Annotated in this window: 25 protein-coding genes and 1 tRNA gene; 19 read left to right on the top strand and 7 right to left on the bottom strand. The window is 70.2% G+C overall.

The window, feature by feature from the left end:
* Positions 1 to 11: 11 nt before the first annotated feature.
* A complete protein-coding gene (locus AC25YV_RS06535) occupies positions 12 to 1,034 on the top strand; it encodes an EamA family transporter (RefSeq protein ID WP_488123033.1) in 1,023 nt (340 codons plus the stop codon).
* On the opposite strand, the gene AC25YV_RS06540 is transcribed toward AC25YV_RS06535, so the two are convergent.
* The gene (locus AC25YV_RS06540) at positions 989 to 1,462 is read right to left on the bottom strand and encodes an Lrp/AsnC family transcriptional regulator (protein ID WP_488123034.1); all 474 of its coding nucleotides are present in this window, start codon (positions 1,460 to 1,462) and stop codon (positions 989 to 991) included. The two genes, AC25YV_RS06535 and AC25YV_RS06540, sit on opposite strands and share 46 nt — an antisense overlap.
* A 162-nt stretch (positions 1,463 to 1,624) precedes the next feature.
* Between AC25YV_RS06540 and pdhA the strand changes: the two genes are divergently transcribed.
* From pdhA to AC25YV_RS06555, 3 genes are read left to right on the top strand one after another with little or no spacing between them, the layout of a single operon-like run.
* Positions 1,625 to 2,755: a pyruvate dehydrogenase (acetyl-transferring) E1 component subunit alpha gene (gene pdhA / locus AC25YV_RS06545; RefSeq protein WP_488123035.1), complete on the top strand. Its 1,131-nt coding sequence runs from the start codon at positions 1,625 to 1,627 to the stop codon at positions 2,753 to 2,755.
* Positions 2,752 to 3,762 (top strand): alpha-ketoacid dehydrogenase subunit beta, encoded by a 1,011-nt coding sequence (locus AC25YV_RS06550; RefSeq protein ID WP_488123036.1) that lies wholly within the window; start codon positions 2,752 to 2,754, stop codon positions 3,760 to 3,762. The genes pdhA and AC25YV_RS06550 overlap by 4 nt, the downstream gene beginning before the upstream one ends.
* On the top strand, positions 3,759 to 5,129 hold the full coding sequence (locus tag AC25YV_RS06555) for a dihydrolipoamide acetyltransferase family protein (protein WP_488123037.1): 1,371 nt from the start codon (positions 3,759 to 3,761) through the stop codon (positions 5,127 to 5,129). Before AC25YV_RS06550 ends, AC25YV_RS06555 begins: the two co-directional genes overlap by 4 nt.
* Before the next feature lie 54 nt (positions 5,130 to 5,183).
* On the opposite strand, the gene AC25YV_RS06560 is transcribed toward AC25YV_RS06555, so the two are convergent.
* Complete coding sequence (locus AC25YV_RS06560) at positions 5,184 to 5,780, bottom strand: SACE_7040 family transcriptional regulator (RefSeq protein ID WP_488123038.1); 597 nt, start codon at positions 5,778 to 5,780, stop codon at positions 5,184 to 5,186.
* 105 nt (positions 5,781 to 5,885) lie between these two features.
* On the opposite strand from AC25YV_RS06560, the gene AC25YV_RS06565 reads away from it, so the two are divergent.
* From AC25YV_RS06565 to AC25YV_RS06585, 5 genes are read left to right on the top strand one after another with little or no spacing between them, the layout of a single operon-like run.
* Entirely contained in the window at positions 5,886 to 7,490 is a 1,605-nt protein-coding gene (locus AC25YV_RS06565) for a carboxyl transferase domain-containing protein (protein ID WP_488123039.1), read from the top strand.
* Positions 7,491 to 7,495: 5 nt separating this feature from the next.
* Positions 7,496 to 9,556: an acetyl/propionyl/methylcrotonyl-CoA carboxylase subunit alpha gene (locus AC25YV_RS06570; RefSeq protein WP_488123426.1), complete on the top strand. Its 2,061-nt coding sequence runs from the start codon at positions 7,496 to 7,498 to the stop codon at positions 9,554 to 9,556.
* Positions 9,557 to 9,558: 2 nt separating this feature from the next.
* Positions 9,559 to 10,710, top strand: a complete 1,152-nt coding sequence (locus tag AC25YV_RS06575) for an acyl-CoA dehydrogenase family protein (protein ID WP_488123040.1) — start codon at positions 9,559 to 9,561, stop codon at positions 10,708 to 10,710.
* A gap of 4 nt (positions 10,711 to 10,714) precedes the next feature.
* Positions 10,715 to 11,191 carry a MaoC family dehydratase gene (locus AC25YV_RS06580; protein ID WP_488123041.1) on the top strand — a complete coding sequence of 159 codons (477 nt, stop codon included), beginning with the start codon at positions 10,715 to 10,717 and terminating at the stop codon, positions 11,189 to 11,191.
* Positions 11,188 to 11,997: an HpcH/HpaI aldolase/citrate lyase family protein gene (locus AC25YV_RS06585; RefSeq protein WP_488123042.1), complete on the top strand. Its 810-nt coding sequence runs from the start codon at positions 11,188 to 11,190 to the stop codon at positions 11,995 to 11,997. Before AC25YV_RS06580 ends, AC25YV_RS06585 begins: the two co-directional genes overlap by 4 nt.
* 22 nt (positions 11,998 to 12,019) lie before the next feature.
* Here AC25YV_RS06585 and AC25YV_RS06590 read toward each other — a convergent pair whose 3' ends face one another.
* Both AC25YV_RS06590 and AC25YV_RS06595 read right to left on the bottom strand, forming a co-directional pair.
* Complete coding sequence (locus AC25YV_RS06590; protein WP_488123043.1) at positions 12,020 to 12,625, bottom strand: histidine phosphatase family protein; 606 nt, start codon at positions 12,623 to 12,625, stop codon at positions 12,020 to 12,022.
* Between the two features lie 19 nt (positions 12,626 to 12,644).
* Positions 12,645 to 13,469, bottom strand: coding sequence for a Sir2 family NAD-dependent protein deacetylase (locus AC25YV_RS06595; RefSeq protein ID WP_488123044.1), 825 nt, complete (start codon positions 13,467 to 13,469; stop codon positions 12,645 to 12,647).
* 83 nt (positions 13,470 to 13,552) lie between these two features.
* Between AC25YV_RS06595 and AC25YV_RS06600 the strand changes: the two genes are divergently transcribed.
* Positions 13,553 to 14,353, top strand: a complete 801-nt coding sequence (locus AC25YV_RS06600) for a TrmH family RNA methyltransferase (RefSeq protein ID WP_488123045.1) — start codon at positions 13,553 to 13,555, stop codon at positions 14,351 to 14,353.
* Here the strand turns inward: AC25YV_RS06600 and AC25YV_RS06605 are convergent.
* On the bottom strand, positions 14,350 to 15,207 hold the full coding sequence (locus tag AC25YV_RS06605) for an SGNH/GDSL hydrolase family protein (RefSeq protein WP_488123046.1): 858 nt from the start codon (positions 15,205 to 15,207) through the stop codon (positions 14,350 to 14,352). The two genes, AC25YV_RS06600 and AC25YV_RS06605, sit on opposite strands and share 4 nt — an antisense overlap.
* Before the next feature lie 124 nt (positions 15,208 to 15,331).
* Here AC25YV_RS06605 and AC25YV_RS06610 point away from each other — a divergent pair, with 124 nt between their 5' ends.
* Entirely contained in the window at positions 15,332 to 17,185 is a 1,854-nt protein-coding gene (locus AC25YV_RS06610; protein WP_488123047.1) for a DEAD/DEAH box helicase, read from the top strand.
* A 107-nt stretch (positions 17,186 to 17,292) separates the two neighbouring features.
* Positions 17,293 to 18,372: a VIT1/CCC1 transporter family protein gene (locus tag AC25YV_RS06615; RefSeq protein ID WP_488123048.1), complete on the top strand. Its 1,080-nt coding sequence runs from the start codon at positions 17,293 to 17,295 to the stop codon at positions 18,370 to 18,372.
* A gap of 66 nt (positions 18,373 to 18,438) precedes the next feature.
* Here AC25YV_RS06615 and AC25YV_RS06620 read toward each other — a convergent pair.
* Positions 18,439 to 18,523, bottom strand: a tRNA-Leu gene (locus AC25YV_RS06620).
* Between the two features lie 88 nt (positions 18,524 to 18,611).
* On the opposite strand from AC25YV_RS06620, the gene AC25YV_RS06625 reads away from it, so the two are divergent.
* Both AC25YV_RS06625 and AC25YV_RS06630 read left to right on the top strand, forming a co-directional pair.
* On the top strand, positions 18,612 to 19,913 hold the full coding sequence (locus AC25YV_RS06625; protein WP_488123049.1) for a M20/M25/M40 family metallo-hydrolase: 1,302 nt from the start codon (positions 18,612 to 18,614) through the stop codon (positions 19,911 to 19,913).
* 9 nt (positions 19,914 to 19,922) lie between these two features.
* A complete protein-coding gene (locus tag AC25YV_RS06630) occupies positions 19,923 to 20,753 on the top strand; it encodes an undecaprenyl-diphosphate phosphatase (RefSeq protein WP_488123050.1) in 831 nt (276 codons plus the stop codon).
* On the opposite strand, the gene AC25YV_RS06635 is transcribed toward AC25YV_RS06630, so the two are convergent.
* On the bottom strand, positions 20,754 to 21,617 hold the full coding sequence (locus tag AC25YV_RS06635) for a PAC2 family protein (protein ID WP_488123051.1): 864 nt from the start codon (positions 21,615 to 21,617) through the stop codon (positions 20,754 to 20,756). It lies immediately after the preceding gene.
* 93 nt (positions 21,618 to 21,710) lie between these two features.
* On the opposite strand from AC25YV_RS06635, the gene AC25YV_RS06640 reads away from it, so the two are divergent.
* Genes AC25YV_RS06640 through AC25YV_RS06660 form a run of 5 tightly spaced genes read left to right on the top strand, consistent with a single transcriptional unit; the run spans position 21,711 to position 26,361 of the window.
* The gene (locus AC25YV_RS06640; protein WP_488123052.1) at positions 21,711 to 22,394 is read left to right on the top strand and encodes an HAD family hydrolase; all 684 of its coding nucleotides are present in this window, start codon (positions 21,711 to 21,713) and stop codon (positions 22,392 to 22,394) included.
* Positions 22,391 to 23,401, top strand: coding sequence for a tRNA (adenine-N1)-methyltransferase (locus tag AC25YV_RS06645; protein WP_488123053.1), 1,011 nt, complete (start codon positions 22,391 to 22,393; stop codon positions 23,399 to 23,401). The genes AC25YV_RS06640 and AC25YV_RS06645 overlap by 4 nt, the downstream gene beginning before the upstream one ends.
* A gap of 9 nt (positions 23,402 to 23,410) precedes the next feature.
* Positions 23,411 to 24,364, top strand: coding sequence for an FKBP-type peptidyl-prolyl cis-trans isomerase (locus AC25YV_RS06650; RefSeq protein ID WP_488123054.1), 954 nt, complete (start codon positions 23,411 to 23,413; stop codon positions 24,362 to 24,364).
* A 42-nt stretch (positions 24,365 to 24,406) separates the two neighbouring features.
* On the top strand, positions 24,407 to 25,402 hold the full coding sequence (locus tag AC25YV_RS06655) for a helix-turn-helix transcriptional regulator (protein WP_488123055.1): 996 nt from the start codon (positions 24,407 to 24,409) through the stop codon (positions 25,400 to 25,402).
* Positions 25,399 to 26,361 carry a helix-turn-helix transcriptional regulator gene (locus AC25YV_RS06660; RefSeq protein ID WP_488123056.1) on the top strand — a complete coding sequence of 321 codons (963 nt, stop codon included), beginning with the start codon at positions 25,399 to 25,401 and terminating at the stop codon, positions 26,359 to 26,361. Before AC25YV_RS06655 ends, AC25YV_RS06660 begins: the two co-directional genes overlap by 4 nt.
* The last annotated feature ends 83 nt before the right edge of the window (positions 26,362 to 26,444 follow it).

The raw sequence follows: 26,444 nt of genomic DNA on the forward strand, positions 1-26,444 counted from the left end.
GCCGGACGCCCATGACCTCGACCGCCCCCCTGCCCATCATCCGAGACGTCGCCACCTCGGCGCGACTCAATACGACCGGAGTGCTCTTCGCTGTCGGCTCCGCTCTGGCCTTCTCCTCGAGCGGCCCCTTCATCAAGCCGCTGCTCGAGGCGGGCTGGTCGGTCGGTGCAGCGCTCATCGTGCGTATCGGCCTCGCGGGACTGCTCCTGTCGCCTGCCCTGATCGTCGCGATGCGGCGCCAGCGGTCGTTCCTGCGTCGTCACGGGGTGCTCATGGCCGGGTTCGGTCTGACGGCCGTCGTCGGGTGCCAGCTGTTCTACTTCCTTGCGATGCAGCGGATGCCGGTGGCCGTGGCGCTGCTCATCCAGTTCCTCGCCCCCGTCCTGCTCGTCCTCCTCGCGTGGGCGCGCACCAAGCGCGCGCCGTCGCGGCTCGTGATCATCGGCTCCGTCGTCGCCGTGGCCGGCCTCGTGCTGGTGGTCGACATCTCGGGGGTGAGCTTCGACATCGTCGGCACGCTCTTCGCCCTCGGCGCCGCCGTCTGCGTCATGGCCTACTACCTGATCGCCGAGAAGTCCCGCGAGGATCTGCCGCCGCTCGCCCTCGCCGCCGGTGGCCTGCTCACCGGCGCCGTCTTCATGGGGATCCTGGTTCTCGTCGGCGTCCTGCCGTTCCACGCTCCGCCCGTGTCGGTCGAACTCGCGGGCATCGTGGTGCCGTGGTTCGTTCCGCTGCTGTGGGTCGCGTGCGTCGCGACGACGCTCGGGTACGGCCTCGGCGTGATCGCGGTGCCGCGCATCGGTTCGCGCGTCGCGTCGTTCGTCGGGCTCTCCGAAGTGCTCTTCGCTCTGGGCTTCGCCTGGCTGCTGCTGGCCGAGGTGCCGGCACCGATCCAGTTCGTCGGTGGCGCGCTCATCCTGATCGGCGTCGTGCTCGTGCGTCTCGACGCGTCGTCGGGTGGGCTTCCGCGCAGCCGTGCGAAGAAGGGCTACTTCTCGCGCCGTGCCAGCTCCATGAGCGGCGTGAGCCGATAGGGGATCACCTCGTCCATGACGAGCGAGGTCTCGGTGCGCTCGACGCCCTCGATCGAGAGGATGCGCGCATCCGTGTCGAAGAGGTGCTGCGTGTCGCGGCAGGCTACCCGCACGAGCAGGTCGATCTGACCGCTCAAGCCGTGCGCCTGCACGATCTCGGGGATCGCGGCCAGATCATCGGTGATGCGCGGCAGGTCGGCCTGCCGCACGATGACGCTGATGAACGCCTCGATCGGGAAGCCGAGAGCGGCCGAGGACAGGGCGCGCTCGTACGAGAGGAACACCTCGGCGCGGTCCAGCCTCGACATGCGCGCCTGCACCGTATTGCGCGAAAGGCCCAGGCGCTCGGCGAGGGCGACGACGGTCGCGCGGGGGTCGGCGGACAGGGCTGCGAGCAGGTCGAGGTCGATCTGGTCCAGAGTGCTCATAGTGCGAAACGTTAGCACGCCGTATTTTGGAATGGGTTGGCAACATGCTCAAGGACCTTCCGCTGGCTTGAGCTAGGTGCAATGTCGACGTAGTGTCTCGCATGTCGGCGCAGTCGCCGATGACCGCGACGAGCTGCCCACGAGGTCGGCTCCCGAGGAGGGATGACGATGACGCACACCCTGACACCGACCGCCGAGCTGGCCACCGACGTCGACGACGTCGCGCGGCTCGTGACACCCGAGGGCGAGCGGATCTCCGACCCCGAGCTGGAGCGCTGGGTGGCCGACATCGACGCCGACGCACTGCGCGGGCTCTACCGCGACATGGTGCTCGTGCGTCGCGTGGACACCGAGGGCGTCGCCCTGCAGCGCCAGGGGCAGTTGGGCCTGTGGGCACCCTGCCAGGGCCAGGAGGCCACGCAAGTCGGCACGGCCCGCGCGTTCCGGGCCGACGATTTCGTCTTCCCGAGCTACCGCGAGATCGGCGTGAACTTCGTGCGCGGCGCCAAGCCCGCAGACTTCGTGCTCGCGTGGCGCGGCGAGTCGCACTCGACGTACAACCCCTACGACATCAACACGGCCACGCCGCAGATCATCATCGGCGCGCAGGCACTGCACGCCGTGGGCTACGCGATGGGCATCCAGCGCGACGGCACCGACCAGGTCTCGGCGGCGTACTTCGGCGACGGAGCCACCAGCCAGGGCGATGTCAACGAGGCGATGGTCTTCGCCTCGTCGTTCCGCTCTCCCGTCGTCTTCGTCTGCACGAACAACCAGTGGGCGATCTCTGAGCCCGTCACGGTGCAGGCGAAGTTCCCGATTGCCGGACGCGCGCCGGGCTTCGGCATCCCCAGCATGCGGGTCGACGGCAACGATGTGCTCGCGTGCCTCGCCGCGATGCGCTGGGCGATCGACAACGCCCGCCAGGGCAACGGGCCCGCGTTCATCGAGGCCGTCACGTACCGGATCGGCCCGCACACCACCTCGGATGACCCGACGCGCTACCGCGACAAGCAAGAGGTCGAGCGCTGGCGCCACCGCGACCCGATCGCGCGCATCGAGGCGCTCCTGCGTGCCGAGGGCGCCTTCGACGACGCGTTCGCCGCCCAGGTCGCCGCCGACGCCGACGCGCTCGGCGCCGAGGTGCGCGCCGCGACGCTCGGCGCCGTGACGCGCCCCGCGATCGAGGCGCTCGACGACGTCTACGCCGAGCCGCACACGGGGCTCGCAGAGCAGCGCGAATGGTTCGGTTCGTACCTGGCCGGTTTCGACACCGAGGAGACGGCACGATGACTCAGCTCACGATGGTCAAAGCGATCAACGAAGGTCTGCGGCGCGCCATGGCCGACGACCCGAAGGTCCTGCTCATGGGCGAGGACATCGGCAAGCTCGGCGGGGTGTTCCGCATCACCGACGGCCTGATCGATGAGTTCGGCGCGCAGCGCGTCATCGACACGCCGCTCGCCGAGTCCGGCATCATGGGCGCCGCCGTGGGACTGGCGTTCCGCGGCTACCGTCCCGTCGTCGAGATCCAGTTCGACGGGTTCGTCTACCCGGCCTTCGACCAGATCGTCTGCCAGGTCGCCAAGCTGCACTACCGCACGCGCGGCAACGTCAAGATGCCGATCACGATCCGCATCCCCTGGGCCGGTGGCGTCGGTGCTGCCGAGCACCACTCGGAGTCGCCCGAGGCGTACTTCGTGCACACCTCGGGGCTGCGCGTCGTCGCGGTCTCGAACCCGCAGGACGCGCACGTCATGCTGCGCCAGGCCATCGCGAGCGATGACCCGGTCGTCTACTTCGAGCCGAAGCGGCTCTACCACACGAAGGGCGAGGTCGACTTCGACACCGACCTGGCCGACGCCCCGCCGATGGGCCTTGCCCGGGTCGCGCGCGAAGGCAGCGATGTGACGATCCTGACCTACGGCGCCCAGGTGCCGGTCGCACTCGATGCGGCGATGGCCGCTGAAGACGACGGACTGTCGATCGAGGTCATCGATCTGCGCTCGCTTTCGCCTGTCGACTACCGCACCGTGACGGCATCCGTCCGTAAGACGGGCCGCGTCGTCGTGACGCACGAGGCCGCGCGCGAAGCCGGCGTGGGTGCCGAGCTCATCGCGAGCGTCACCGAGCGCTGCTTCAACCACCTCGAGGCAGCACCGGCCCGTGTCACGGGCCATGACATCCCCTACCCGCCCGCCAAGCTCGAGAAGAACCACGTGCCTGACCTCGATCGCATCCTCGACGCCGTCGACCGCGTCCTTGACCGCCCGAACAGCCTGACGGGAGTCGAGCTGTGATCCAGGACTTCCGTCTTCCCGACCTCGGCGAAGGACTGCCCGAGGCCGAGCTCGTCCAGTGGCTGGTCGCCGAGGGGGACACCGTCGCCCTCAACCAGACGATCGCCGAGGTCGAGACCGCGAAGGCCGTCGTCGAATTGCCGAGCCCCCACGCCGGCATCGTGCAGAACCTCCACGCCGCGGCAGGCGATGTCGTCGAGGTCGGCGCGGTGCTCATCTCGTTCCAGCTCGAGGGGCAGGCCGCTACGCCCGAGGCGGCGGCATCCGCCCCCGCCGAGGCGGAGGATGCCGGCGAGAAAGCCCCGCCGAACCTCGTCGGCTACGGTGCGGCCCCCCGCTCGTCGAGTCGCCCGCAGCGGCGCTCACGCGCGGCCACCGGCGGACGGAAGGAGCCCGCCGACACGGCAGTGCTCGAGGCCGCACCGCACGACGCCGTCCACTCGCACGAGGTCATCGAGCGTCCGCTCGAGCGGCCGCGGTCGACCCCGCCCGTGCGCATGCTCGCGAAGAAGCTCGCCGTCGACCTCGCCCTCGTCGAGGCCAGCGGCGCAACCGGCATCATCACGCGTGAAGACGTCGAGGCCTACGCCGCCCGCGTCGGCGCCGCGCCGGCCGCGTCCGCGACCACGGCGCCCACGCAGGCTGCGCCCGCCCGTGAGCCGGGGGAGCGCACGACGCGCATCCCGATCCGCGGAGTCCGCAAGCACACGGCGGCTGCCATGGTGCAGAGCGCTTTCACGGCACCGCACGTCACGACGTTCCTCACGGTCGACGTGACGGCGACGAGCGAGCTGATCGCCTCGCTCAAGGCCGACCGCCGTCTGCAGGACCACCGCATCGGTGTTCTCACGGTCGCGGCCAAGGCCGTGTGCCTCGCGCTCGGCGCGCACCCCGAGCTGAACTCGAAGTGGGACGACGCAGCGGGCGAGATCGTCCAGCACCACTACGTCAACCTCGGGATCGCTGCAGCGACGGGCCGTGGTCTGGTCGTGCCGAACATCCGCGACGCGCAGGACCTGTCGCTCACCGAGATGGCCGACGCCATCCGTGCGCTCGCTGAAACGGCCCGGGCGGGCAAGACCTCGCCCGCCGAGATGATGGGCGGGACGTTCTCGATCACGAACGTCGGTGTGTTCGGTGTGGATGCCGGCACTCCGATCCTCAACCCCGGTGAAGCCGGCATCCTGGCAATCGGCGCGGTACGCCGTCAGCCGTGGGAGTACCGCGGCGAGATCGCCCTGCGCGATGTCATGACGCTCGCGCTGTCGTTCGATCACCGTCTCGTCGATGGGGAACAGGGCTCGAAGTTCCTCGCCGACGTGGCCGCCGTACTGCGCGAACCCGGACGCGCGATGCTTCTGCGTTGACGGTGATGATGAAGCCCGCCCGAGATGATCGGGCGGGCTTCGTCGTTCGCCGGGTCAGGCGCTGAGCGCCGCGATCGCCATGGACTCCAGGATGCCCCGGATGTGCGGTGCATCGGGTGCCTGGCGGAGGCCTCGCACGCTGTGCGGGGTCGAGTTGATGAGGCCGAAGCACGCGTGCGCGCGTACGCGCAGGTCGCTCGGTTCGCGGTCGGGATGCAGATCCGACAGCACGCCGATCCACAGCTCGACGTACTCGCGCTGCAACCGGCGGACGGTGTGTCGATCGTCGTCGGCGAGACTCGCGAGATCACGGTCCTGCACACGGATGACGTCGGCGTCGGCGAGTGCGAAGTCCACGTGGAAGCGGACGAGGCCCGCGAGCCGCTCGGCCGGGAGCTCTTTCTCGGCCAGCACGGCGCGACCGCCCGAGAGCAGCCGCTCGCTCACGCGCACGAGGATCGCGGCGAGAAGGGCCTGCTTGTTGAGGAAGTGCCGGTAGACGGCGGGTCCGCTCACCCCGACCGCGGCGCCGATGTCCTCGAGACTGACACCGGTGTAGCCGCTTTCCGCGAAGAGCCGCGCGGCTTCGTGCAGCAGGGCGGCGTGACGGTCGGCTTTCGCGCGTTCGCGATCCGTGACACCACTTGTCATTTCAGTTAACCCTCGCTAACCTAAGAGCCCGGTTAGTGAACACTAACCAGTTCGGATCCTATGCCGTTCGAAGCGTGATCCGATCGTGACGTCGACGGAGATGACATGACCACACTCGAAACCGAGGTCGTCGCGGACGAGACGTTCACTCGAACGCGCGAAGCACAGGAAGACCTCGCACAAGAGCTGCGCGCCCGGCTGGCCGCTACCGCGCTCGGGGGACCGGAAGCCTCGCGGGAGCGCCACGTCGCACGGGGCAAGCTGCTTCCTCGCGAGCGCGTCGCGCGACTGCTCGACGAAGGCAGTCCGTTCCTCGAGGTGAGCGCGCTGGCCGCCGAGGGGCTCTACGGCGGGGATGCCCCCGCAGCGGGCGTCATCGCGGGCATCGGCCTCGTGCACGGGCGACACGTCATGGTCGTGTGCAACGACGCGACGGTCAAGGGCGGCACCTACTACCCGATGACGGTCAAGAAGCACCTGCGCGCGCAGGAGATCGCCCTGGAGAACCACCTGCCGTGCATCTACCTCGTCGACTCGGGCGGCGCCTTCCTGCCCATGCAGGACGAGGTATTCCCCGATCGCGACCACTTCGGGCGCATCTTCTTCAACCAGGCGCGCATGTCCGCCGCGGGTGTTCCGCAGATCGCCGCGGTCATGGGCTCGTGCACCGCCGGTGGCGCCTACGTGCCGGCGATGAGCGATGAGACGGTCATCGTGCGCAACCAGGGCACGATCTTCCTCGGCGGGCCACCCCTCGTGAAGGCCGCGATCGGCGAGATCGTCACGGCCGAAGAGCTCGGCGGCGGCGAACTGCACGCCATGCGGTCGGGCGTCGTCGACCACCTCGCCGAAGACGACGAGCACGCGCTGCAGATCGTCCGCGACATCGTCGCGACGCTGCCGCCGCCGGCGGAGCCGGCCTGGGACGTACAGCCCGCGGCCGACCCCGCCGTCGACCCGTCCGACCTCTACGGTGTCGTGCCCGTCGACGTCAACCAGCCCTACGACGTGCGCGAGGTCATCGCGCGCCTCGTCGACCGCAGCGAGTTCCACGAGTTCAAGCGCGCGTACGGCGAGACCCTCGTGACGGGATTCGCGCGGCTGCACGGGCACCCGATCGGCATCGTCGCCAACAACGGCGTGCTGTTCGGCGAGTCCGCGCAGAAGGGCGCCCACTTCATCGAGCTGTGCGACCAGCGCGGCATTCCGCTGCTGTTCCTGCAGAACATCTCGGGCTTCATGGTCGGGCGAGACGCCGAGGCCGGTGGCATCGCGAAGGACGGCGCCAAGATGGTGACCGCCGTCGCGACGACGCGCGTGCCCAAGCTCACGGTCGTCATCGGCGGCTCGTTCGGCGCCGGCAACTACTCGATGTGCGGACGCGCCTACTCCCCGCGCTTCCTGTGGACGTGGCCCGCGAGCCGCATCTCGGTCATGGGTGGGCCGCAGGCGGCATCCGTCCTCTCGACCGTCAAGCGGGACCAGATCGAGGGGCGCGGCGAAGAGTGGTCCGCCGATGCGCAGAGCGACTTCGAGGCGCCCATCCGCGAGCAGTACGAGCGCCAAGGCAGCCCGTACTACGCGACCGCACGACTGTGGGACGACGGCATCGTCGATCCCGCCGATACCCGTGACCTGCTGGGGCTCGCGCTCGACGTCGTGTCGCGCACGCCGCTCCCCGAACCGCGCTTCGGCGTCTTCCGGATGTGACCATGATGAACACCGATTCCGACGCGGTCCCAGAGTTCGCCGACGGGTTCGACACCGTCCTCGTCGCCAACCGCGGCGAGATCGCCCGCCGCGTCATCCGCACGCTCCGGCGCCTCGGCATCCGCTCCGTCGCCGTCTACAGCGACGCCGACGCCGACGCCCCGCACGTGCGTGAAGCCGATGAGGCCGTGCGCATCGGCTCCGCCGCGGCATCCGCGTCGTATCTGAACATCGACGCCGTCGTGCGCGCCGCCGTCGAGACGGGCGCGCAGGCCGTGCATCCGGGATATGGGTTCCTCTCGGAGAACGTCGCCTTCGCCCGCGCGTGCGCCGAGGCGGGGATCGTCTTCGTCGGCCCCGGCGAGCGCGCCCTCGATGTCATGGGCGACAAGATCCGCTCGAAGGAGCACGTCACCGAGCACGGTGTGCCGACGGTGCCCGGCTTCAGCGCAGCCGGCATGACCGATGACGCCATCGCGGCGGCTGCGGCAGAGACCGGTTTCCCGCTGCTCATCAAGCCCTCGGCGGGCGGCGGTGGCAAGGGGATGCAGATCGTCCGAGCCGCCGATGAGCTGCCCGATGCCCTCGCGACCGCCCGGCGCGTCGCCGCGGCGGCTTTCGGTGACGACACGCTGCTGCTGGAGCGTCTCATCGAGCGACCGCGGCACATCGAGGTGCAGGTGCTGGCCGACGCCCAGGGGCGGGTCATCCACCTCGGCGAGCGCGAGTGCACGTTGCAGCGCCGCCACCAGAAGGTCATCGAAGAAGCGCCGTCGCCCATCGTCGATGCCGAGACCCGCGCGCGTCTGGGAGCGGCCGCCTGTGCTGCCGCAGCGTCGGTGGACTACCGCGGCGCGGGAACGGTCGAGTTCCTCGTCGCGGGGGACCGCCCCGACGAGTTCTTCTTCATCGAGATGAACACCCGGCTGCAGGTCGAGCACCCCGTGACCGAGCTCGTGACGGGCATCGACCTCGTCGAGCAGCAGCTGCGCATCGCCGCGGGGTTCGCCCTGGAGATCGCGCAGGACGACGTCGTCCTCGACGGCCACGCGATCGAAGCGCGCGTGTACGCCGAGAGCCCTGAGCGCGGGTTCCTGCCCGCAACGGGCGACGTGCTGCTGTGGGAGACCGCAGACCCGGCCGGCGTGCGCACGGACTCCGCCGTCGAGAGCGGCTCGGTCGTGGGCTCGGACTACGACCCCATGATCGCGAAGGTCATCGTGTGCGGGGTCGACCGCGCCGACGCACTCGCGCGCCTCGACGCGGCTCTCGCGGACACCGTCCTGCTCGGGGTCGACACCAACATCGCGTTCCTGCGTGCTCTGCTCGCCGAACCCGCCGTGCAGGCGGGCGACCTCGACACGGGGCTCATCGATCGGATGCCGCCGTTCACGGCACCCGAGCCCTCGGCCACCGCGCTGAGCGCCGTCGCGACCGCCGACGAAGGCCGGCATCTCGCGGGACGGCAGCAGGGAGCCGCGGCACCGCTGTGGCGCACGGGCTCGGGCTGGCGGATCGGCGACAACGCCCCGGCACGCACAGTCACCGTGCTGGCCGAGGACGGCGACGTGCGCTCGGCGCCCGTTCCCGACCCCGATCCCGTCATCCCGGTCGGAGCCGGCGGCTGGCGCGCCGTGTCGCTGGGCCGCGCGCTGCCGGACGGCGTGCAGCTGAGGACCGGCCGCGACGGATGGTCGTGGGTGCACGCCGACGGCGTCGCACACCGCCTCCTGCCGTTGACGCGCCGTGAGGCGCTCGAGCGGCGCCTCGCCGCGACGGCGCGCGGGGCCGCGGCCACCGCGCCCGAACTGCGCGCCCCCATGCCCGGAGCAGTCGCCGCGGTGCACGCGGCAGACGGCGACCGCGTCGAGACGGGCGATCGCATCGTCACGATCGAGGCGATGAAGATGGAGCACCCTGTCACGGCGCCGCACAGTGGCATCGTGCGCCTGGATGTGGCCGCCGGCGACCAGGTGCGCCGCGATCAGGTGATCGCACACGTGACGGCTGACCCCTCGACGGTCTCAGAGACCGAGCCCGGCTCAGAGACAGAGACTAAGGAGTGACCATGGACCACCACAACCTCACCGATGACGAGCGCGAACTCGCCGGCCTCGTGCGCGAGTTCGCCGACGAGGTCGTCGCGCCGCAGGCCTACGAGGCCGACCGCACGAAGACGCTCTCGATGGACGTCGTGCGGCAGATGGGCGAGATGGGTCTGTTCGGTCTGCCCTTCTCCGAAGAGGTCGGCGGGCAGGGCGGCGACTACTTCGCGCTCGGTCTCGCGATCGAGGCACTCGCGCGCGTCGACCAGTCGATCGCGATCACCCTCGAAGCCGGGGTCAGCCTCGGTGCCATGCCCATCTACCGCTTCGGCACCGACCAGCAGAAGCACGCCCTCCTGCCCGACCTGCTCGCCGGAAAGGCGCTCGCGGGCTTCGGCCTGACCGAGCCCGAGGCGGGATCGGATGCCGGTGCGACGCGCACGACGGCACGGCTCGAGGACGGCCACTGGGTCATCAACGGCGCGAAGCAGTTCATCACGAACTCCGGCACGCCCATCACGCGCTTCGTCACCGTCACGGCGGTCACGGGGGAGCAGAACGGCCGCAAGGAGATCTCGACGATCATGGTGCCCCACGGCACCGAAGGATTCACGGTCGAGCCGGCCTACGACAAGGTCGGGTGGCACGCCTCCGACACGCACCCGCTGACCTTCCAGGACGCCCGCGTTCCCGAGGAGAACCTCATCGGCGAGCGCGGCCGCGGCTTCGCGAACTTCCTGCACATCCTCGACGAAGGTCGCATCGCGATCGCCGCGCTCGCGACCGGTGCGGCCGAAGGATGCCTCGAAGCGGCGATCGACTACGCGGGCAAGCGCACGGTCTTCGGCGAACCGCTCGCGACGCGCCAGAGCATCCAGTTCATGATCGCCCGCATGCAGCTGCGCGTGCACAACGCGCGTCTCGCGTGGCACCACGCGGCACGCCTGCGCGATGCCGGCAAGCCCTTCAAGACCGAGGCGGCGATCGCGAAGCTCACCTCCAGCGATGCGGCGATGGACAACGCGCGCGACGCGACGCAGATCTTCGGCGGCAACGGGTTCATGAACGAATACCCCGTCGCACGGCACTTCCGTGACTCGAAGATCCTCGAGATCGGCGAGGGTACGAGCGAGGTGCAGCTGCTCGTCATCGCCCGCTCGCTCGGGATGGCCTGAGCCTGTGAACGAGATCGTCCAGCGCGGACTCTACGTCGACGAGCTCGAGGTGGGCGCCCGCTACTCCCACCGCCCGGGCCGCACGGCGTCCGAGGCCGACAACGTCCTCTTCACGACGCTCACGATGAACGGTCAAGCGCTGCACCTGGATGCTGCGTTCGCCGCGTCGCAGCCGTTCGGGCAGCGTCTCATGAACTCGATGTGGACGTTGTCGACCATGGTCGGCGCCTCTGTCGGGCAGATCACGCAGGGCACGCTCGTCGCTCAGCTCGGGCTCGGAGACATCACCTTCCCCGCCCCGGTGTTCCACGGCGACACGCTGTACAGCGAGACCGAGATCGTCGAGAAGCGTCCGTCGAGCTCGCGTCCGGGTCAGGGCATCGTGACGATGAGGCACACGGGACGCAATCAGGACGGGGTCATCGTCGCGACGGCCACGCGCACCGCGCTCATGTGGATGAACGCGGAGTCGCAGGCGTGAGCGCATTCGACCTGGGTCCCGCGCTGCTGTTCTGCCCTGCCGATCGCCCGGAGCGGTACGCGAAGGCCTTCGACCGGGCCGATGCCGTCATCCTCGATCTCGAGGACGCCGTCTCGCCGTCGGCCAAACCCGCCGCCCGCGGTGCGCTGATCGAGTCCGATCTGGATCCTGCCCGCGTCATCGTGCGCGTCAACCCGCCCGAGACGGACGAGTTCGCCGCTGATCTCGCGACCCTGTCGCAGACCGACTACCGCCGCATCATGATCGCCAAGGCCGAGTCGCCCAAGCGGCTCAAGCGCCTGGACGAGCGCTTCGAGATCATCGCGCTGTGCGAGACGGCGAAGGGCATCGCGCAGGCCGACCGGATCGCGGCGCTGGACAACGTCGTCGCGCTCATGTGGGGCGCCGAAGACCTCGTGGCCTCGCTCGGGGGCACCTCGAGCCGCCGCGCCGACGGGCGGTACCGCGACATCGCCCGTCACGCGAGGGCTCGGACGCTGCTCGCAGCGGGTTCTCGCGGCAAGGGAGCGATCGACGCGGTGCACCTCGACATCGCCGACGTGGCAGGTCTTGCCGACGAGGCGGCTGACGCTGCGGCATCCGGGTTCACCGCCACGGCGTGCATCCACCCGAGCCAGGTCACCGTCATCCGCGACGCCTACCGCCCCGACCCCGAATCGGTGACGTGGGCGCGGGTGGTCCTCGCGGCTGCCGAATCCGAGCGCGGCGTCTTCGCGTTCGAGGGACGCATGGTCGACGAGCCCGTCCTGCGGCACGCGCGCGCCCTGTTACGACGCGCCGACTGAGGCCGACCGACTCGATGAGAGATCAGACGAGAGGTGAGCCGGCGTACGAGCGCAGGCTCAGTCGCTCGCGCTCGAGCAGGAACGAGAACGTCGCGCCGTTCGCGAGGCGTTCGCCGGACGGCGGCATCTCGCCCGCCGTCGCGTGCATGATGACCTCGCGGATCAGCGCGCCGTGCGAGACGACCACGAGTGCGGGCGACGCGGGCGCCGTCTCGCGGCGTGCCCGACGCACCGCCCGACGCAATCCGAGCACGGCGCGAAGGCGCAGGTCCTCGCGCGACTCGGCGCCGGGGACCTCGGCGGTGTACCAGTCGCCCCACCGTGCGAAGAACTCCGTCGTGACGATGCCCTCGGCCTCGCCATACGCGCGTTCGCGCAGCTCGGGGTATGCGTGCGACAGGTCGACGCCGAGCCCGTCGGCCACGATCGCGGCGGTCTCCCGCGCGCGCGAGAGGTCGCTGGACACGACGACGACGGGGGAGCCGTTCAGCTGGTCGCGCAACGACAGGACGGCCTCGCGAGCCTGCTGACGGCCGGTGTCGTTGAGCGGGATGTCGGTGCTCCCCTGGATGCGTCGCGCGCGATTCCAGTCGGTCTCGCCATGGCGCATCAGGATGAGGGTCGTCACCCTTCGAGCCTAACCGCGCTCAGCGGTCCGGGAGCGAGGCGGCGAGCGCCTCGAGAATCCGGCTCGCGCTGCCGTCGATCTTGAGAGTCGCCCGATCGTCGGCGCGCGTGGAGCCGCGGTTGATGATGACGATGGGCAGGTCCTGGCGGCGGGCGCGTTCGATGAGGCGGATGCCGCTGTTCACGGCGAGCGAGGATCCGGCCACGAGCAGGGCGTCACCCGTGTGCACGAGCTGCTCGGCTTGGCGGAACTTCTCGCGCGGCACGAACTCGCCGAAGAAGACGACGTCGGGCTTGAGCATGCCATCGCACACGCTGCACGCGGGCACGCGGAAGCCCTCCGTGCTCTCGGGGAGCACATCGCCGTCGGGGCCGAGGGCGACGCCGTCGGGCACCGTGATCCAGGGGTTGTCCGCTTCGACGCGGGCGGCGATGTCGCGGCGATCGAAGATCTGGCCGCAGTGCGTGCAACCGACGCGGCGCATCATGCCGTGCAGCTCGACGACGCGGCGGCTGCCGGCGCGCACGTGCAGGCCGTCGACGTTCTGCGTCACGACGCCGGTGGCCAGACCTCGCTGCTCTAGGCGGCGGATCGCGTGGTGCCCCGCGTTGGGACGCGCCGTGGCGAACGCGCGCCACCCGAGGTGGCTGCCGACCCAGTATCGGCGGCGGTCGGCCTCGTCGCCGAGGAATCGGTCGACGGTCATGGGGATGCGCACGGGAGCACCCGATCCCCGGTAGTCGGGGATGCCGGAGTCCGTCGAGACGCCCGCGCCCGTCAGCACCGCGATGCGGTGCCCCGCGAGCACATCGACCGCCCGCGCGACGTCATCCGTTTCGGTCATCCGTCCCTCCCGCCCTCGCAGTCTAGGTCGCCACATCGACCGTGCGGCCGTCCCGCACGTGTCCGGGCTGGGATAGTGGAAAGGTGGCGACAGTGATCGAGACGGCGGACGACCCGCGGCTGGCCGACTATCGGGACCTGACCGACGTCGCCCTGCGGCGCGTGCTCGAGCCCGAGGGCGGGCTCTACATCGCCGAGTCCGCGAAGGTCATCGCGCGCGCCCTCGCCGCCGGCCACCGCCCGCGGTCGGTGCTGGTGCAGCAGAAATGGGCGGATGCCGCCCGGGAGCTGCTCGCCGATCATCCGGACGTGCCTCTCTACATCGTCACACCCGAGGTCGCCGAGAGCCTCACCGGGTACGTCGTGCATCGAGGCGCCCTCGCGGCCATGCACCGTCCGCCCCTTCCGCCGATGAGCGAGGTCCTCGCCGACGCGCGGCTCGTCGTCGTGCTCGAGGACATCGTCGACCACACCAACGTCGGCGCGATCTTCCGCGCCGCGGCGGGCCTGGGCGCCGACGCTGTGCTCGTCAGCCCGCGGTGCGCCGACCCGCTTTACCGCCGCAGTGTGCGGGTGAGCATGGGAACGGTGTTCCAGGTGCCGTGGACACGGCTGCCCGAGTGGGCGGATGCCGAGCGCGAACTGCACGACGCCGGATTCCACCTCGCCGCGCTCGCGCTCGCCGACGATGCCGTGCCGCTCGACGCGTTCGTCGCGGCCGGCCACGACCGCGTCGCTTTGCTGCTCGGGTCGGAGGGCGACGGGCTGTCCCGCCGCGCGCTCGCGGCATCCGACTCCCTCGTGACGATCCCGATGTCGGGCGGGGTCGACTCGCTCAACGTCGCGGCGGCGAGCGCCGTGGCGTTGTGGGAGCTGCGGCGCTAGACCTGATCGTCGCGCGGTTCTGCGGCATCCGCTTCGGGCGCGAGGGTGACCACCGGCAGCGGTTCGGGGCGCTTGGCGTTCACATGGTCGCCCGATGACCGGTGGCGCACGCGGCGCAGCACCCACGGCACGAGGTACTCGCGCGCCCACACCAGGTCGTGTGCACGCGCCGCGCGCCACGTGCGGGCGGGCAGGGGATCGGGCTGCATCGGCTGCAGGTCGTTCGGCACGTTGAGCGTGCGCAGCACCATGCGGGCGACCTCATGGTGCCCGAGCGGGTTGTAGTGCAGTCGATCGTCGTCGAAGAAGCGCATGTCCTGCACTTCTTTCAGCGCCCACTGGTCGGCGACGATGCAGTCGTGTCGCTCGGCGATCGCGCGGATGTTCTCGTTGTAGATCGCGACCTTGCCCCGGATGCCGCGGAAGACGGGCGTGAAGTTGGTGTCGATACCCGTGAAGAGGACGATGTTCGCGCCGCTGGCGGACAGCCGCACGACGGCGTCTTCGAACGACTCTGCGACGGCGTCGGGATCAGAGCCCGGACGGATGACGTCGTTGCCGCCGGCCGAGAAGGTCACGAGGTCGGGCTTGAGGGCGATCGCCGGCTCGATCTGGTCGTCGACGATCTGCCGGATGAGCTTTCCCCGCACCGCGAGGTTCGCGTACGCGAAATCGTCGACCTGCGAGCCCAGCACTTCGGCGACGCGGTCGGCCCAGCCGCGGTGCTGATCCGTTCCGGGGATCGGGTCGCCGATTCCCTCGGTGAAGGAGTCGCCGACGGCGACGTAGCGCCGCCAGGGGTGGGCCTCGACGTGGGGGGCGTCCGGGCCTCGGTCTGCATCGGTGCGCGGCATGCGCTCCTCCTGGGGAGTAGAGGCTTTCGAGGGTACCCCGTGGACCGATGATGTCGGGCGAACGGTTTAGGGTGGTCAATCGTGCTGTCCGCGGCTGAGGGCAGTTTTCGCGGAAGGGGGACCGGTGGACGAAGCGACCACGACCGCCGATCCCGCGGCGAGCGGCGCCCCGGAGCACTTCGGCAGCTTCGCCGCCGAGCACCTGTCTCCGGCGTATCCGCAGCGTGCCCCGTGGGGTACGGCGCAGCGCCTGCGTGCATGGCAGGCCGAGGCACTCGACCTGTACTTCGGCCTCGACGGCCCGGACGGTCCCGGCGGCGGCCCGCGCGACTTCCTCGCCGCCGCGACACCCGGTGCCGGCAAGACGACGTTCGCCCTGCGCCTGGCTTCCGAGCTGCTGCGCCGCGACATCGTCGATCGCATCGTCGTCGTCGCGCCCACCGAGCACCTGAAGACCCAGTGGGCGGATGCCGCGGCTCGCGTCTCGATCCGTCTCGATCCGTACTTCAGCAACCGTCACGGTCTGCCGTCGCGCCAGTTCCACGGCGTTGCCGTGACCTATGCCCAGGTCGCGGTGAAGGCGTCCGTGCACGAGCGGCTGATCCACGACCGGCGCACGCTGGTGATCCTCGACGAGGTGCACCACGGCGGCGACGCGCTCAGCTGGGGCGATGCGCTGCGCGAGGCATACGGCCGTGCGACGCGGCGACTGCTGCTGAGCGGCACCCCGTTCCGCAGCGACACCGCCCCCATCCCGTTCGTCGAGTACCACCCCGACGACAAGGGCATCCGCGTCTCGCGCACCGACTACAACTACGGCTACCGGCGCGCCCTCGAAGACGGCGTCGTGCGGCCCGTGCTCTTCCTCGTCTACGCGGGGCAGATGCGCTGGCGCACGAAGACGGGCGACGAGATGGAAGCCCAGCTCGGCCAGGACAACACGAAGGACGTCACGTCCCAGGCGTGGCGCACGGCGCTCGACCCCGAGGGGGAGTGGATCCCCGCCGTCCTGCGCTCGGCGGACCGCCGCCTGAGCGAGGTGCGCGAGCAGATCCCCGATGCGGGGGGCCTCGTGATCGCGACCGACCAGACCGCTGCCCGCGCCTACGCCGACATCCTCGACCGGATCACGGGCGAGAAGACGACCGTCGTGCTGTCGGACGAAGAGGGCGCCTCGGCGCGCATCGAGCAGTTCGCGAACAACACCCGGCGCTGGATGGTCGCTGTGCGCATGGTGTCCGAGGGCGTCGACGTGCCGCGCCTGGCCGTCGGGGTGTACGCCACGAGTGCGTCGACGCCGCTGTTCTTCGCGCAGGCGATCGGACGCTTCGTCCGCGCGCGGCGTCGCGGAGAGACGGCGAGCGTCTTTCTTCCGAACGTGCCTCAGTTGCTGGCCCTCGCGAACGCGATGGAGGTCGAACGCGACCATGCGCTGGATCGAGAGAGCGACGGAGATGAGTGGGCGCTCGATGACGATCTGCTCCAAGCGGCCGAGCAGGGCGACACGGCGTCGGACGCCCTCACGTACGAGTTCACCTACCAGGCGCTCGGGTCGCTCGCCCACTTCGACCGGGTGCTGTACGACGGCAAGGAGTTCGGTCAGCTCGCGGTCCCCGGCACCCCCGAAGAAGAAGAGTTCCTCGGCCTTCCGGGTCTGCTCGAGCCCGAGCACGTGCACGAGCTGCTCATCCAGCGTCAAGCGCGCCAGAGCCGCCACCGCCGCGTTCGCGAAGCACAGCAGCCCGCAGCGGACGCGCCCGCGCCCGATGCGCCGCCGGCGGCACTGCACCGCACGCTGAAAGAGCAGCGTCAGCTGCTGAACAGCCTCGTAGGGCTCTACGCGCGGCAGTCCGGTGAGCCGCACGGCGCCGTGCACGCCGAGCTGCGCCGCGTGTGCGGCGGTCCCGGTGTCGCGCAGGCGACCGTCGCTCAGCTGCAGGCACGGATCGATGTGCTGCGCGCTCGCGTGCGGTCGTGACGCGCGTTCGGAGCTCCGAAATGCTGGCAATACCGGGCTCACGGGGCAGGTCAGCGCCTCGGCGTGGCTAGCGTGGGGGCATCCCGCCACTCTTCCGGAGGCCACGATTGACCGCGCCAGCTGAACCGACCGCCCGCGACCGACGACGGTGGGCCCGGTATCTCGTGAACGAGCGCGCCGAGGCCGAGGTCTATCGGCAGCTCGCAGCCCGCCGCGACGGCGAAGAGCGCGAGATCCTGCTGGCGCTCGCCGAAGCCGAGAGGCGTCACGAGGAGCACTGGCTGGTGCTGCTCGGGGGCGAGCCGCCGCGCAACGCGCGGCCCGAGCTGCGCACCGTCGTGCTGGGGTGGATGGCGAAGCGGTTCGGGTGGATCTTCGTGCTCGCCCTCGCGCAGAATGCGGAAGGGCGCTCGCCGTACGACGATGAGCCGTTCGCGACCCCACGCATGGCGGCGGACGAGCGGATCCACCACGAGGTCGTGCGGGGGCTTGCGGCGCGGGGACGACGCCAGCTGTCGGGCACGTTCCGCGCGGCCGTGTTCGGCGTGAACGACGGCCTCGTCTCGAACCTCGCCCTCGTCCTCGGCATCGGCGCGACGGGGGTCGACGCGAGATTCGTGCTCATCTCGGGCATCGCCGGGCTGCTCGCCGGTGCGCTGTCGATGGGGGCGGGAGAGTTCGTCTCGGTGCGCTCGCAGCGCGAACTCCTCGAGGCCACCGCGCCGAGCGAGTACACCGCCGCAGCGCTTCTCGATCTCGATCTCGACGCCAATGAGCTCGCCCTGGTGTACCGCACCCGCGGGATGCCCGAGAGTGAGGCGCTGGATCGTGCGCGGCGCGCCGTAGCAGCGGCGCAGGCAGGCGATGTCGCCCCCGCCCGATCCGAGCGCGTGCAGGCGGACGAGGTCGTCGGCAGCGCCCGAGGAGCGGCGCTGTCGAGCTTCCTCTTCTTCTCGTCGGGGGCGATCATCCCCGTGCTGCCGTGGCTGTTCGGGCTGACAGGCGGCGCCGCCGTCGTCACGGCACTCGTGCTCGTCGGAATCGCACTGTTGGGCACGGGGGCGACGGTCGGTCTCCTGTCCGGCGGGCCGCCGTGGCGGCGCGCGCTGCGTCAGCTCGCGATCGGGTTCGGTGCCGCTGCAGTCACGTACGCGCTTGGTCTCGTCTTCGGCGTCACGATCGGCTGATTCCGATCCGGGCGGGCGAGGTCCGGACAGCAAAAAGGCCCCCTTTCGGGGGCCTTTTTGTTCTTGTGCGCGAGGGGGGAATTGAACCCCCACGCCCTATACGGGCACTAGCACCTCAAGCTAGCGCGTCTACCAATTCCGCCACCCGCGCGAGGTGGTTTTCGGTTTCGCAACCGAGGGTCGACACTAGCACGGTTTCAGAGACGGATCGAATCGAGCGTGCGGGTAGGTTAGTCCGCATGCCCACTTCCGACACCACGCTGCCTGAGGTGGTCCAGGTCGCCCGCGATCTCATCCGGATCGACACGACCAACTACGGCGGAGGCAACGCCAAGGGCGAGCGCGAAGCAGCCGAGTACGCCGGCTCCTACCTCGAGTCCCTCGGCCTCGCAACGCAGTACTTCGAGCCCGTTCCGCGTCGCACGAACGTGTGCGCCCGTGTGCCGGGCCGTGACCGCTCCCTGCCGGCGCTCGTGCTGCACGGCCACCTCGATGTCGTGCCGGCGATCGCCGAGGACTGGAGCGTCGATCCGTTCGCGGGCGAGATCCGCGACGGCATGCTGTGGGGTCGCGGCGCGGTCGACATGAAGGACATGGATGCCATGATCCTGACCTCGATCGGCGACATCCTGCGCGCGGGGGAGCAGCCCGCACGCGACATCATCGTGACGTTCTTCGCCGACGAGGAGGACGGCGGCGTCGAAGGATCCGCGCTCGTCGTGCGTGACCGCCCCGAGTGGTTCGCCGGGGCCACCGAGGCCATCAGCGAGGTCGGCGGATATTCGATCGCGGCGGGCGACAAGCGCGCCTACCTGCTGCAGACGGGCGAGAAGGCGCTGTGCTGGATCCGCCTGCGGGCTCGCGGACGCGCGGGGCACGGCAGCCGTGTGCATCCCGACAACGCCGTCACGCGGCTCGCCGAGGCGGTCGCTGCTCTCGGGCGCACGTCGTGGCCCCTCGCGATGACCCCCACGACGCGTCGCATGGTCGACGACCTCGCGGCGCTCGCGGGCGCCGACCCCGCCGATCCTGATGACGTGGCCGAGCGCTTCGGCGCGGCATCCGCTTTTCTGCGCTCGACGTTCCGCACGACCGCGAACCCGACGGGGCTCGCTGCGGGCTACAAGCACAACGTCATCCCGGACACGGCTGAAGCGCTCATCGACGTCCGGACGCTGCCGGGGCAGGAAGAGACCGTGCTCGCCGAGATCCAGCGCATCGTGGGGTCCGACGTCGAGGTCGAGATCGTCGTGCGCGATGTGGGGCTCGAGGCGTCGTTCGAGGGCGGCCTCGTCGACGCCATGGTCGCCGCGCTCGGACGTCACGACCCGGGAGTGCCGGTCATCCCGTACCTGCTGGGTGCGGGCACCGACAACAAGGCTCTGGCCCGGCTCGACATCGCCGGCTACGGCTTCGCACCGCTGCGACTGCCGGCCGACCTCGATTTCACAGGCATGTTCCACGGCGTCGACGAGCGCGTTCCCGTGGATGCCCTCGTCTTCGGGCAGCGCGTGCTGACCGACCTGCTGCGCACGTACTGAAGGACACGAATGCAACTGCTCGAGGCCCTCTTCCTCGGATTGATCCAAGGACTCACCGAGTTCCTGCCGATCTCGTCGAGCGCGCACCTGCGCATCGTCGGGGAATTCCTGCCGTCCGCCGAAGACCCGGGCGCGACCTTCACGGCGATCACGCAGATCGGCACCGAGCTGGCCGTGCTCGTGTACTTCTGGGGCACGATCGTGCGGATCATCTCGCGCTGGGCGCAGTCGCTGGGCGGAAAGATCCCGCGCAACGATCCCGACGTGCGGATGGGCTGGCTCATCATCATCGGCACCGTGCCGATCGGAGTACTGGGCTTCCTCTTCCAGGACGTCATCCGCTCGACCTTCCGCAACCTCTGGCTCGTGGCGATCGTGCTCATCGTCTTCGGCCTGCTGCTCGGTGCCGCCGACCGCTGGGGGCGTCGCGAGCGCGACCTGTCGCAGCTGACCTATCCCCACGGGCTGGGACTCGGCTTCGCGCAGGCGCTCGCGCTCGTGCCGGGCGTCTCGCGCTCAGGCGCCACGACGACGCTGGGTCTGGCCCTGGGGTACACCCGGCCTGCGGCAGCCGAGTATGCCTTCCTCCTGGCGGTTCCGGCCGTCTTCGGCAGCGGGTTCTATGAGCTGCTCAAGAGCTTCGAAGAGGTCGGCGGGCCGTACAGCCTGCTCGAGACGGGCGCCGCCACGCTCGTCGCGTTCTTCGTGGGCCTCGCGGTCATCGCGTTCCTCATGAGCTACATCAAGACGCGCAGCTTCCTGCCGTTCGTCATCTACCGCGTCGTGCTCGGCGCGACGCTCATCGTGCTGCTGAGTCTCGGCGTCCTGCAGCCGTACTGATCAGCGGCGCGGGTCGTCGCGCCCGTGCTTGCCCGGGCCGTCGGATCCGCGGCGCAGGTACTTCTCGAACTCCTGCGCGATCGCGTCGCCCGAGGCTTCGGGGGAGTCCCAGGTGTCGCGGGTGTGCTCGAGCTGACGGATGTACTCGGTCATCTCTTCGTCGTCCGCAGCGGCGGCGTCGATCGACGCCTCCCACGCGGCGGCCTGCACGGGCAGTTCACCCGGCGAGATCTCGGCCGACGTGAGCTCGCCCAGTCGCTCGAGCAATGCAAGCGTCGCCTTGGGCGACGGCGTGTGGCCCGCGACGTAGTGGGGAACGCTCGCCCACAGCCCCGCAGAGGGGATGCCGGCCGTATCGGCGGCGTCGGTGAGCACGCTCATGATGCCGACGGGACCTTCGTACGTGCTGCGCTCGAGCTTGAGCGTTGCGCGCAGGCTCTCGTTCTCGCTGCCCGCGAAGATCGAGATCGGCCGCGAGTGCGGCACGTCGGACATCATCGATCCGAGGCACACGAGCCCCGTGACGTCTTCGCGCAGGGCGACGTCGATGATCTCTCCCGCGTAGGCCTGCCACGCCCGTGCGGGCTCGACGCCCGTCAGCAGCCACAGTTCGGTGGGGCCGGTCACGTGCGTCGGGCGCAGGAGCGTCGTCTCGGGCCAGCGCAGCGTGCGCCGGCCTTCGCCGTCGGACTGGATGTGCGGGCGCGTGTACTGGTAGTCGAAGTACAGTTCGGGGTCGACCGAGAAGACCGGTTCGTACTCACCGGCCGCCCGCAGATGTGCGACAGCCGACGAGGCAGCCTCGCCGGCGTCGTTCCAGCCGTCGAACGCGGCGACGACGACTCTCCGACCCAGTCCGGACACACGGCCTCCTTCGCCCACGGCGCGGGCTTCTACCAGGATAGGTGCCCGCCCCGACCGCCCGGCAGTCCGGGTCGTGCTCGATACGATGGAACGATGACCTCTTCACCCCCCGCCGCTGTCCTGTGGGACATGGACGGCACCCTCGTCGACACCGAGTCGCACTGGATGGCGGCCGAAGGCGCCCTCGTGGCTCGTTTCGGCGGCGAGTGGACGCCGGACCAGGCGCTCAGCCTCGTGGGACTGGGTCTCTCGGATGCCGCCCGCATCCTGCAGGACGCGGGTGTCCGCATGAGCACCGATGACATCGTCGACCACCTGACCGACACCGTCATGAGCACGATCGCCGCCGAGGGCGTGCCCTTCCGGCCCGGCGCGCGCGAGTTGCTGCGCGACGTGCGTGCCGCCGGGATGAAGACGGCGCTCGTCACGATGTCGATGCGCCGCATGGCGACGGCGATCGCCGAGCTCATCGGCGAGGACATGTTCGACGTCGTGATCGCGGGCGACGACGCGACGCGCCCCAAGCCCTTCCCCGACCCGTACCTGCAGGCGTGCGAGGCGCTCGGCGTCGCCCCCGATGAGTCCGTCGCGATCGAGGACTCCCCGAACGGCATCCGCTCGGGCGTCGCCTCGGGCGCCACCGTGATCGGCGTTCCGCTGATGGTCTCCCTCGCGGGGGCGGGTGCGCACGAGATCTGGCCGACGCTGGAGGGACGCACGGCCGCCGATGTCTCGACGGTCCACGATTCGCACCGCACGATCGGAGTCGCACGATGACCGAACAGCCCCGCGGACCCTTCCGCCTCGGCGACCGCGTCCAGCTGACCGGCCCGAAGGGACGCATGCACACCGTCACGCTCCGCGAGGACGGCGAGCTGCACACGCACCACGGTGTGCTGCGCCACGCCGAGCTCATCGGGCAGCCGGACGGCTCTGTCGTCGTCAACAGCTCCGGCCAGGAGTATCTGGCGCTGCGTCCCCTGCTGCGCGACTTCGTCATGTCGATGCCGCGCGGAGCGGCCATCGTCTACCCGAAGGATGCCGCGCAGATCGTCGCGCAGGCTGACATCTTCCCCGGGTCCGTCGTCGTCGAAGCCGGTGTCGGGTCGGGTGCGCTGTCGCTGTCGCTGCTGCGCGCGGCCGGGTCGACCGGGCGCGTCCTGTCGTTCGAGCGGCGTGCTGAGTTCGCCGAGGTGGCCACGGCCAACGTGAGCACGTTCCTCGGAACAACCCCCGAGAACTGGCAGGTCATCGTGGGCGACCTCGTGGCCTCTCTGCCCACGGCCGTCGAGCCGGCATCCGTCGACCGTGTCGTGCTCGACATGCTCGCGCCCTGGGAGTGCATCGACGTCGTCGCCGATGCGCTGACCCCCGGCGGCGTCGTGCTCTGCTACGTCGCGACGGCCACCCAGCTGAGCCGGGTCGCCGAGTACATTCGCGGCACCGGGCTGTTCACCGACCCCGACGCCAGCGAGACGATGGTGCGCGGCTGGCACGTCGAGGGTCTCGCCGTGCGCCCCGATCACCGCATGATCGCGCACACGGGCTTCCTGATCTGGGCGCGCCGCCTCGCGCCCGGGGCCGTTCCGCCCGAAGTCAAGCGCCGCGCGTCGAAGTCGAGCTACGGCGACGAGGACGTCGAGCTGTGGACGCCGGGAGCAGTGGGGGATCGGCAGATCTCCGACAAGAACCTGCGCAAGCGGGTGCGCGAGGCGCAGAAGGCGGCGGACGGGGCCCGAATGGCAGCCGAAGCTGCGCCCGTCGAGACCACGTCTTCCACTTAGGATGTCCTGGTGCGCAGATTCCCCCTGATCCCCGCGGCCGTCTCGGTCCTCGGACTCGTCGCCGTCGGCCTCGTCGGGTGCTCAGCCCCCGCGAGTGCGGGCTGCGAGCGGCCCGACCTTGACCGTGCCGTCCTCGATGCCGTGACGGTCTCCGACGACACCACGCAGACCGCCGATGTCTCGGTGTATCCGCAGTTCCGCGCCAACGACCTCGCCGTGCGTGACGTCGTGACGGGCGACGGCCTCGCGATCGTGGGCGACAATCAGCTCGTCGGAATCGATCTGACGATCGTGAACGGCCGCACGGGCGAAGTCGCCCTCCAACAGGCTTACAACCCGATTCCGCTCACGGTCCTGCAGGGTGCGATCCCGGCGCTGCCCGAGATCCTGCACTGCGCGACCGAGGGCACCCGCACCGTGGTGGCGCTCGCCCCCGGCGACATCGAAGAGGGTTCCGCGTCGTCGATCGGCATCAACGCCGACGATTCGGCCGTCGCCGTCATCGACGTCCGCACCGTGTTCCGGTCCAAGGCCGACGGGGTCGATGTCCCGCAGTCCGGCTTCGGACTTCCCAGCGTCGTCCGCGCGCCGGACGGACGCCCCGGCGTCACGATTCCCGACGCCGCACCGCCGACCGAACTCGTCGTGCAGACGATCAAGCGTGGCAACGGTCCCGTCGTGACGGGCGAGCAGCCGGTCCGCGTCCACCTGACCGGCACGGTCTGGGAGACGCGCGAGGAGTTCCAGTCGACGTGGGAGACCGAACCTCCCTCCATCACCCTCGGCTCGTTCCTGCCCGCACTCGACGAGGCGCTCAAGGACCAGACGGTCGGCTCGCAGGTGCTCGTCGTCGTCCCGCCCGAGGACGGCTTCGGCGACGAGGCGCAGGGCACCGTCCCGCCGAACTCGACCCTCGTGTTCGTCGTCGACATCCTCGGCCTCGACCCCACGCCGACGCAGTAGTCCGCACCGGCCCGAGGCGCGGCACCGACCTAAGATGAGGAGGTGCCCGCCAAAGCCCCCGCCAAGAGCCCGCCCGAGGAGCGGCTTGTCAACCTCGTCGTGGCGCTGATGGCGACCGAGCAGGGACTCACGAAGGACACCATCCTCGCCTCGGTCGCCGGATATCGCGAGCACACCGAGGCCGGTGCCTCGAAGGACGCCCTCGAGAAGATGTTCGAGCGCGACAAAGAGAACCTGCGCGGTCTCGGCATCCCGATCGAGACGATCGGTGACTGGGCGGATCCGGATGACCTGCGCGAGGCCCGCTACCGCGTGCCCACCGCCGAGTACGCGCTGCCCGAGGACATCGTCTTCACCCCCGCGGAAGTCGCGCTGCTGACTCTCGCCGGCGGTGTGTGGAGCGAGAGCTCGCTGTCGGCCGACGCGCGTAGCGGCCTGCGCAAGATCCGCGCGCTCGGCATCGAGGTCGACGAGCCGATCATCGGCTTCTCACCGCGCATCAGCGTGCGCGAGCCGAGCTTCACCGCGTTGCAGCACGCGATCGAGCAGGCGCGCGTCGTGCGCTTCTCGTACCTCAAGCCGGGCGAGACGACCGCACGCCGCCGTCGCATGCAGCCGCTCGCGCTCGTCGAGTACGAAGCCCGCTGGCACGTTTACGGCATCGACACGGATGCCGGCGCCGAGCGCACCTTCCTGCTCTCGCGCATCGTGGGCGATGTCGAACCCACCCGGGAGACATTCGACGCGGCTCTGCGCGAGGGCGCCGGTGAGCGCGCCCTCGCGGGCCTGCGTGAGGTCGCGGCGCGCAACGTCGCACTGCTCGAAGTCACTCCGGGCACCGAGGCAGCGCTGCGCCTGGGACGGCGGGCGACCCCGGCCGACCAGGGGATCCTCGTGTCGTACGTCGACGTTCACTTCTTCGCCGATGAGCTCGCCTCGTACGGTCCCGAGGTGCGCGTCGTCGAGCCAGCGGATCTGCGGGATCTGGTCATCGCGCGGCTCGAAGCCGCGGCGACCCTGCACGGAGCCGCACGATGACGCCCCGCAAGCCGCTCGTCGCCACCGATCGGGCAGCCCTGCTGCTGCAGCTCGTGCCCTATCTCGTCGGCAAGGGCGAGGTCTCGATCGCCGAGGCGGCCGAAGAGTTCGACGTCGATCCCGAGCAGATGCGCGGCATGGTCGAGAAGCTCACCGTCATCGGACTCCCCGGTGACGGTGGGTACTGGCAGATGGCCAACGACCTGTTCGACATCGACTGGGACCTGCTCGACCAGCAGGGGATCATCTCGATCACGAACGCCGTCGGGCTCGAGCGGGCACCCCGGCTCACCGCTCGCGAGGCCGCCGCGCTGCTCGCGGGGCTGCAGCTGGCTCGCACGATCCCCGGAGTCGGCGACACCGAGCTGTTCACCGCACTGCTCGCCAAACTCGCGCGCGGAGCGTCGGCTGCTCCCGCTGACGTCATCGTCGCGCCGGGCCCCGTCGATGCCGTGCGAGACGTCGTCGCGGCGGCACTCCAGCGAGGCGTCGCGGTGTCGTTCACGTACAAGGCTCCGGATGCCGCCGCCACGACCCGCACGGTGGACCCCGTGAAGGTCGTCATCGCCGACGGTCAGTGGTATCTGCAGGGGTGGTGCCATCTGCGCGAGGGCATGCGCACGTTCCACCTCGACCGGGTCAGCGACCCTGTAGCCACCGACATCGCCACGACGCACGCCGAGGACCGCGTGCCGGATTGGTTCGAAGAGAGCGAGGGGCAAGACGTCGTGACGCTGTGCTTCGCCGACGACGTCGCACCGCTCTTGGGTGAGTACCTCGCCGGGGCGACGATGAAGACGACGAACGGCGTGACTCTGGCGACGTTGCGCGTCGCCGACGAAGTGAGCCTGCGTCGGCTCGTCACCCGCCGCGGCGGCGCCGTCGAGATCGTCGAGCCCGAGGCGGCCCGCCGCGCGGCGGCGGACTGGGCGGCAGCGGGCCTCGCGCTCTACCGCTGACGGTATTCGAACCCCGCCTGTCACCTGCGTCGCACGAAGTCAGCGGGGTTACACTGGGGCGACGACATCCTGGAAGAAGGACA

It is taken from the genome of Microbacterium sp. Y832 (genome assembly GCF_057669765.1).

Coding starts and splice junctions, on each gene's coding strand:
- AC25YV_RS06535 (WP_488123033.1), top strand. CDS start 12: ATGACCTCGACCGCCCCCCTGCCCATCATCCGAGACGTCGCCACCTCG.
- AC25YV_RS06540 (WP_488123034.1), bottom strand. CDS start 1,462: ATGAGCACTCTGGACCAGATCGACCTCGACCTGCTCGCAGCCCTGTCC.
- pdhA (WP_488123035.1), top strand. CDS start 1,625: ATGACGATGACGCACACCCTGACACCGACCGCCGAGCTGGCCACCGAC.
- AC25YV_RS06550 (WP_488123036.1), top strand. CDS start 2,752: ATGACTCAGCTCACGATGGTCAAAGCGATCAACGAAGGTCTGCGGCGC.
- AC25YV_RS06560 (WP_488123038.1), bottom strand. CDS start 5,780: ATGACAAGTGGTGTCACGGATCGCGAACGCGCGAAAGCCGACCGTCAC.
- AC25YV_RS06565 (WP_488123039.1), top strand. CDS start 5,886: ATGACCACACTCGAAACCGAGGTCGTCGCGGACGAGACGTTCACTCGA.
- AC25YV_RS06570 (WP_488123426.1), top strand. CDS start 7,496: ATGAACACCGATTCCGACGCGGTCCCAGAGTTCGCCGACGGGTTCGAC.
- AC25YV_RS06575 (WP_488123040.1), top strand. CDS start 9,559: ATGGACCACCACAACCTCACCGATGACGAGCGCGAACTCGCCGGCCTC.
- AC25YV_RS06595 (WP_488123044.1), bottom strand. CDS start 13,469: ATGACCGAAACGGATGACGTCGCGCGGGCGGTCGATGTGCTCGCGGGG.
- AC25YV_RS06605 (WP_488123046.1), bottom strand. CDS start 15,207: ATGCCGCGCACCGATGCAGACCGAGGCCCGGACGCCCCCCACGTCGAG.
- AC25YV_RS06625 (WP_488123049.1), top strand. CDS start 18,612: ATGCCCACTTCCGACACCACGCTGCCTGAGGTGGTCCAGGTCGCCCGC.
- AC25YV_RS06630 (WP_488123050.1), top strand. CDS start 19,923: ATGCAACTGCTCGAGGCCCTCTTCCTCGGATTGATCCAAGGACTCACC.
- AC25YV_RS06640 (WP_488123052.1), top strand. CDS start 21,711: ATGACCTCTTCACCCCCCGCCGCTGTCCTGTGGGACATGGACGGCACC.
- AC25YV_RS06645 (WP_488123053.1), top strand. CDS start 22,391: ATGACCGAACAGCCCCGCGGACCCTTCCGCCTCGGCGACCGCGTCCAG.
- AC25YV_RS06660 (WP_488123056.1), top strand. CDS start 25,399: ATGACGCCCCGCAAGCCGCTCGTCGCCACCGATCGGGCAGCCCTGCTG.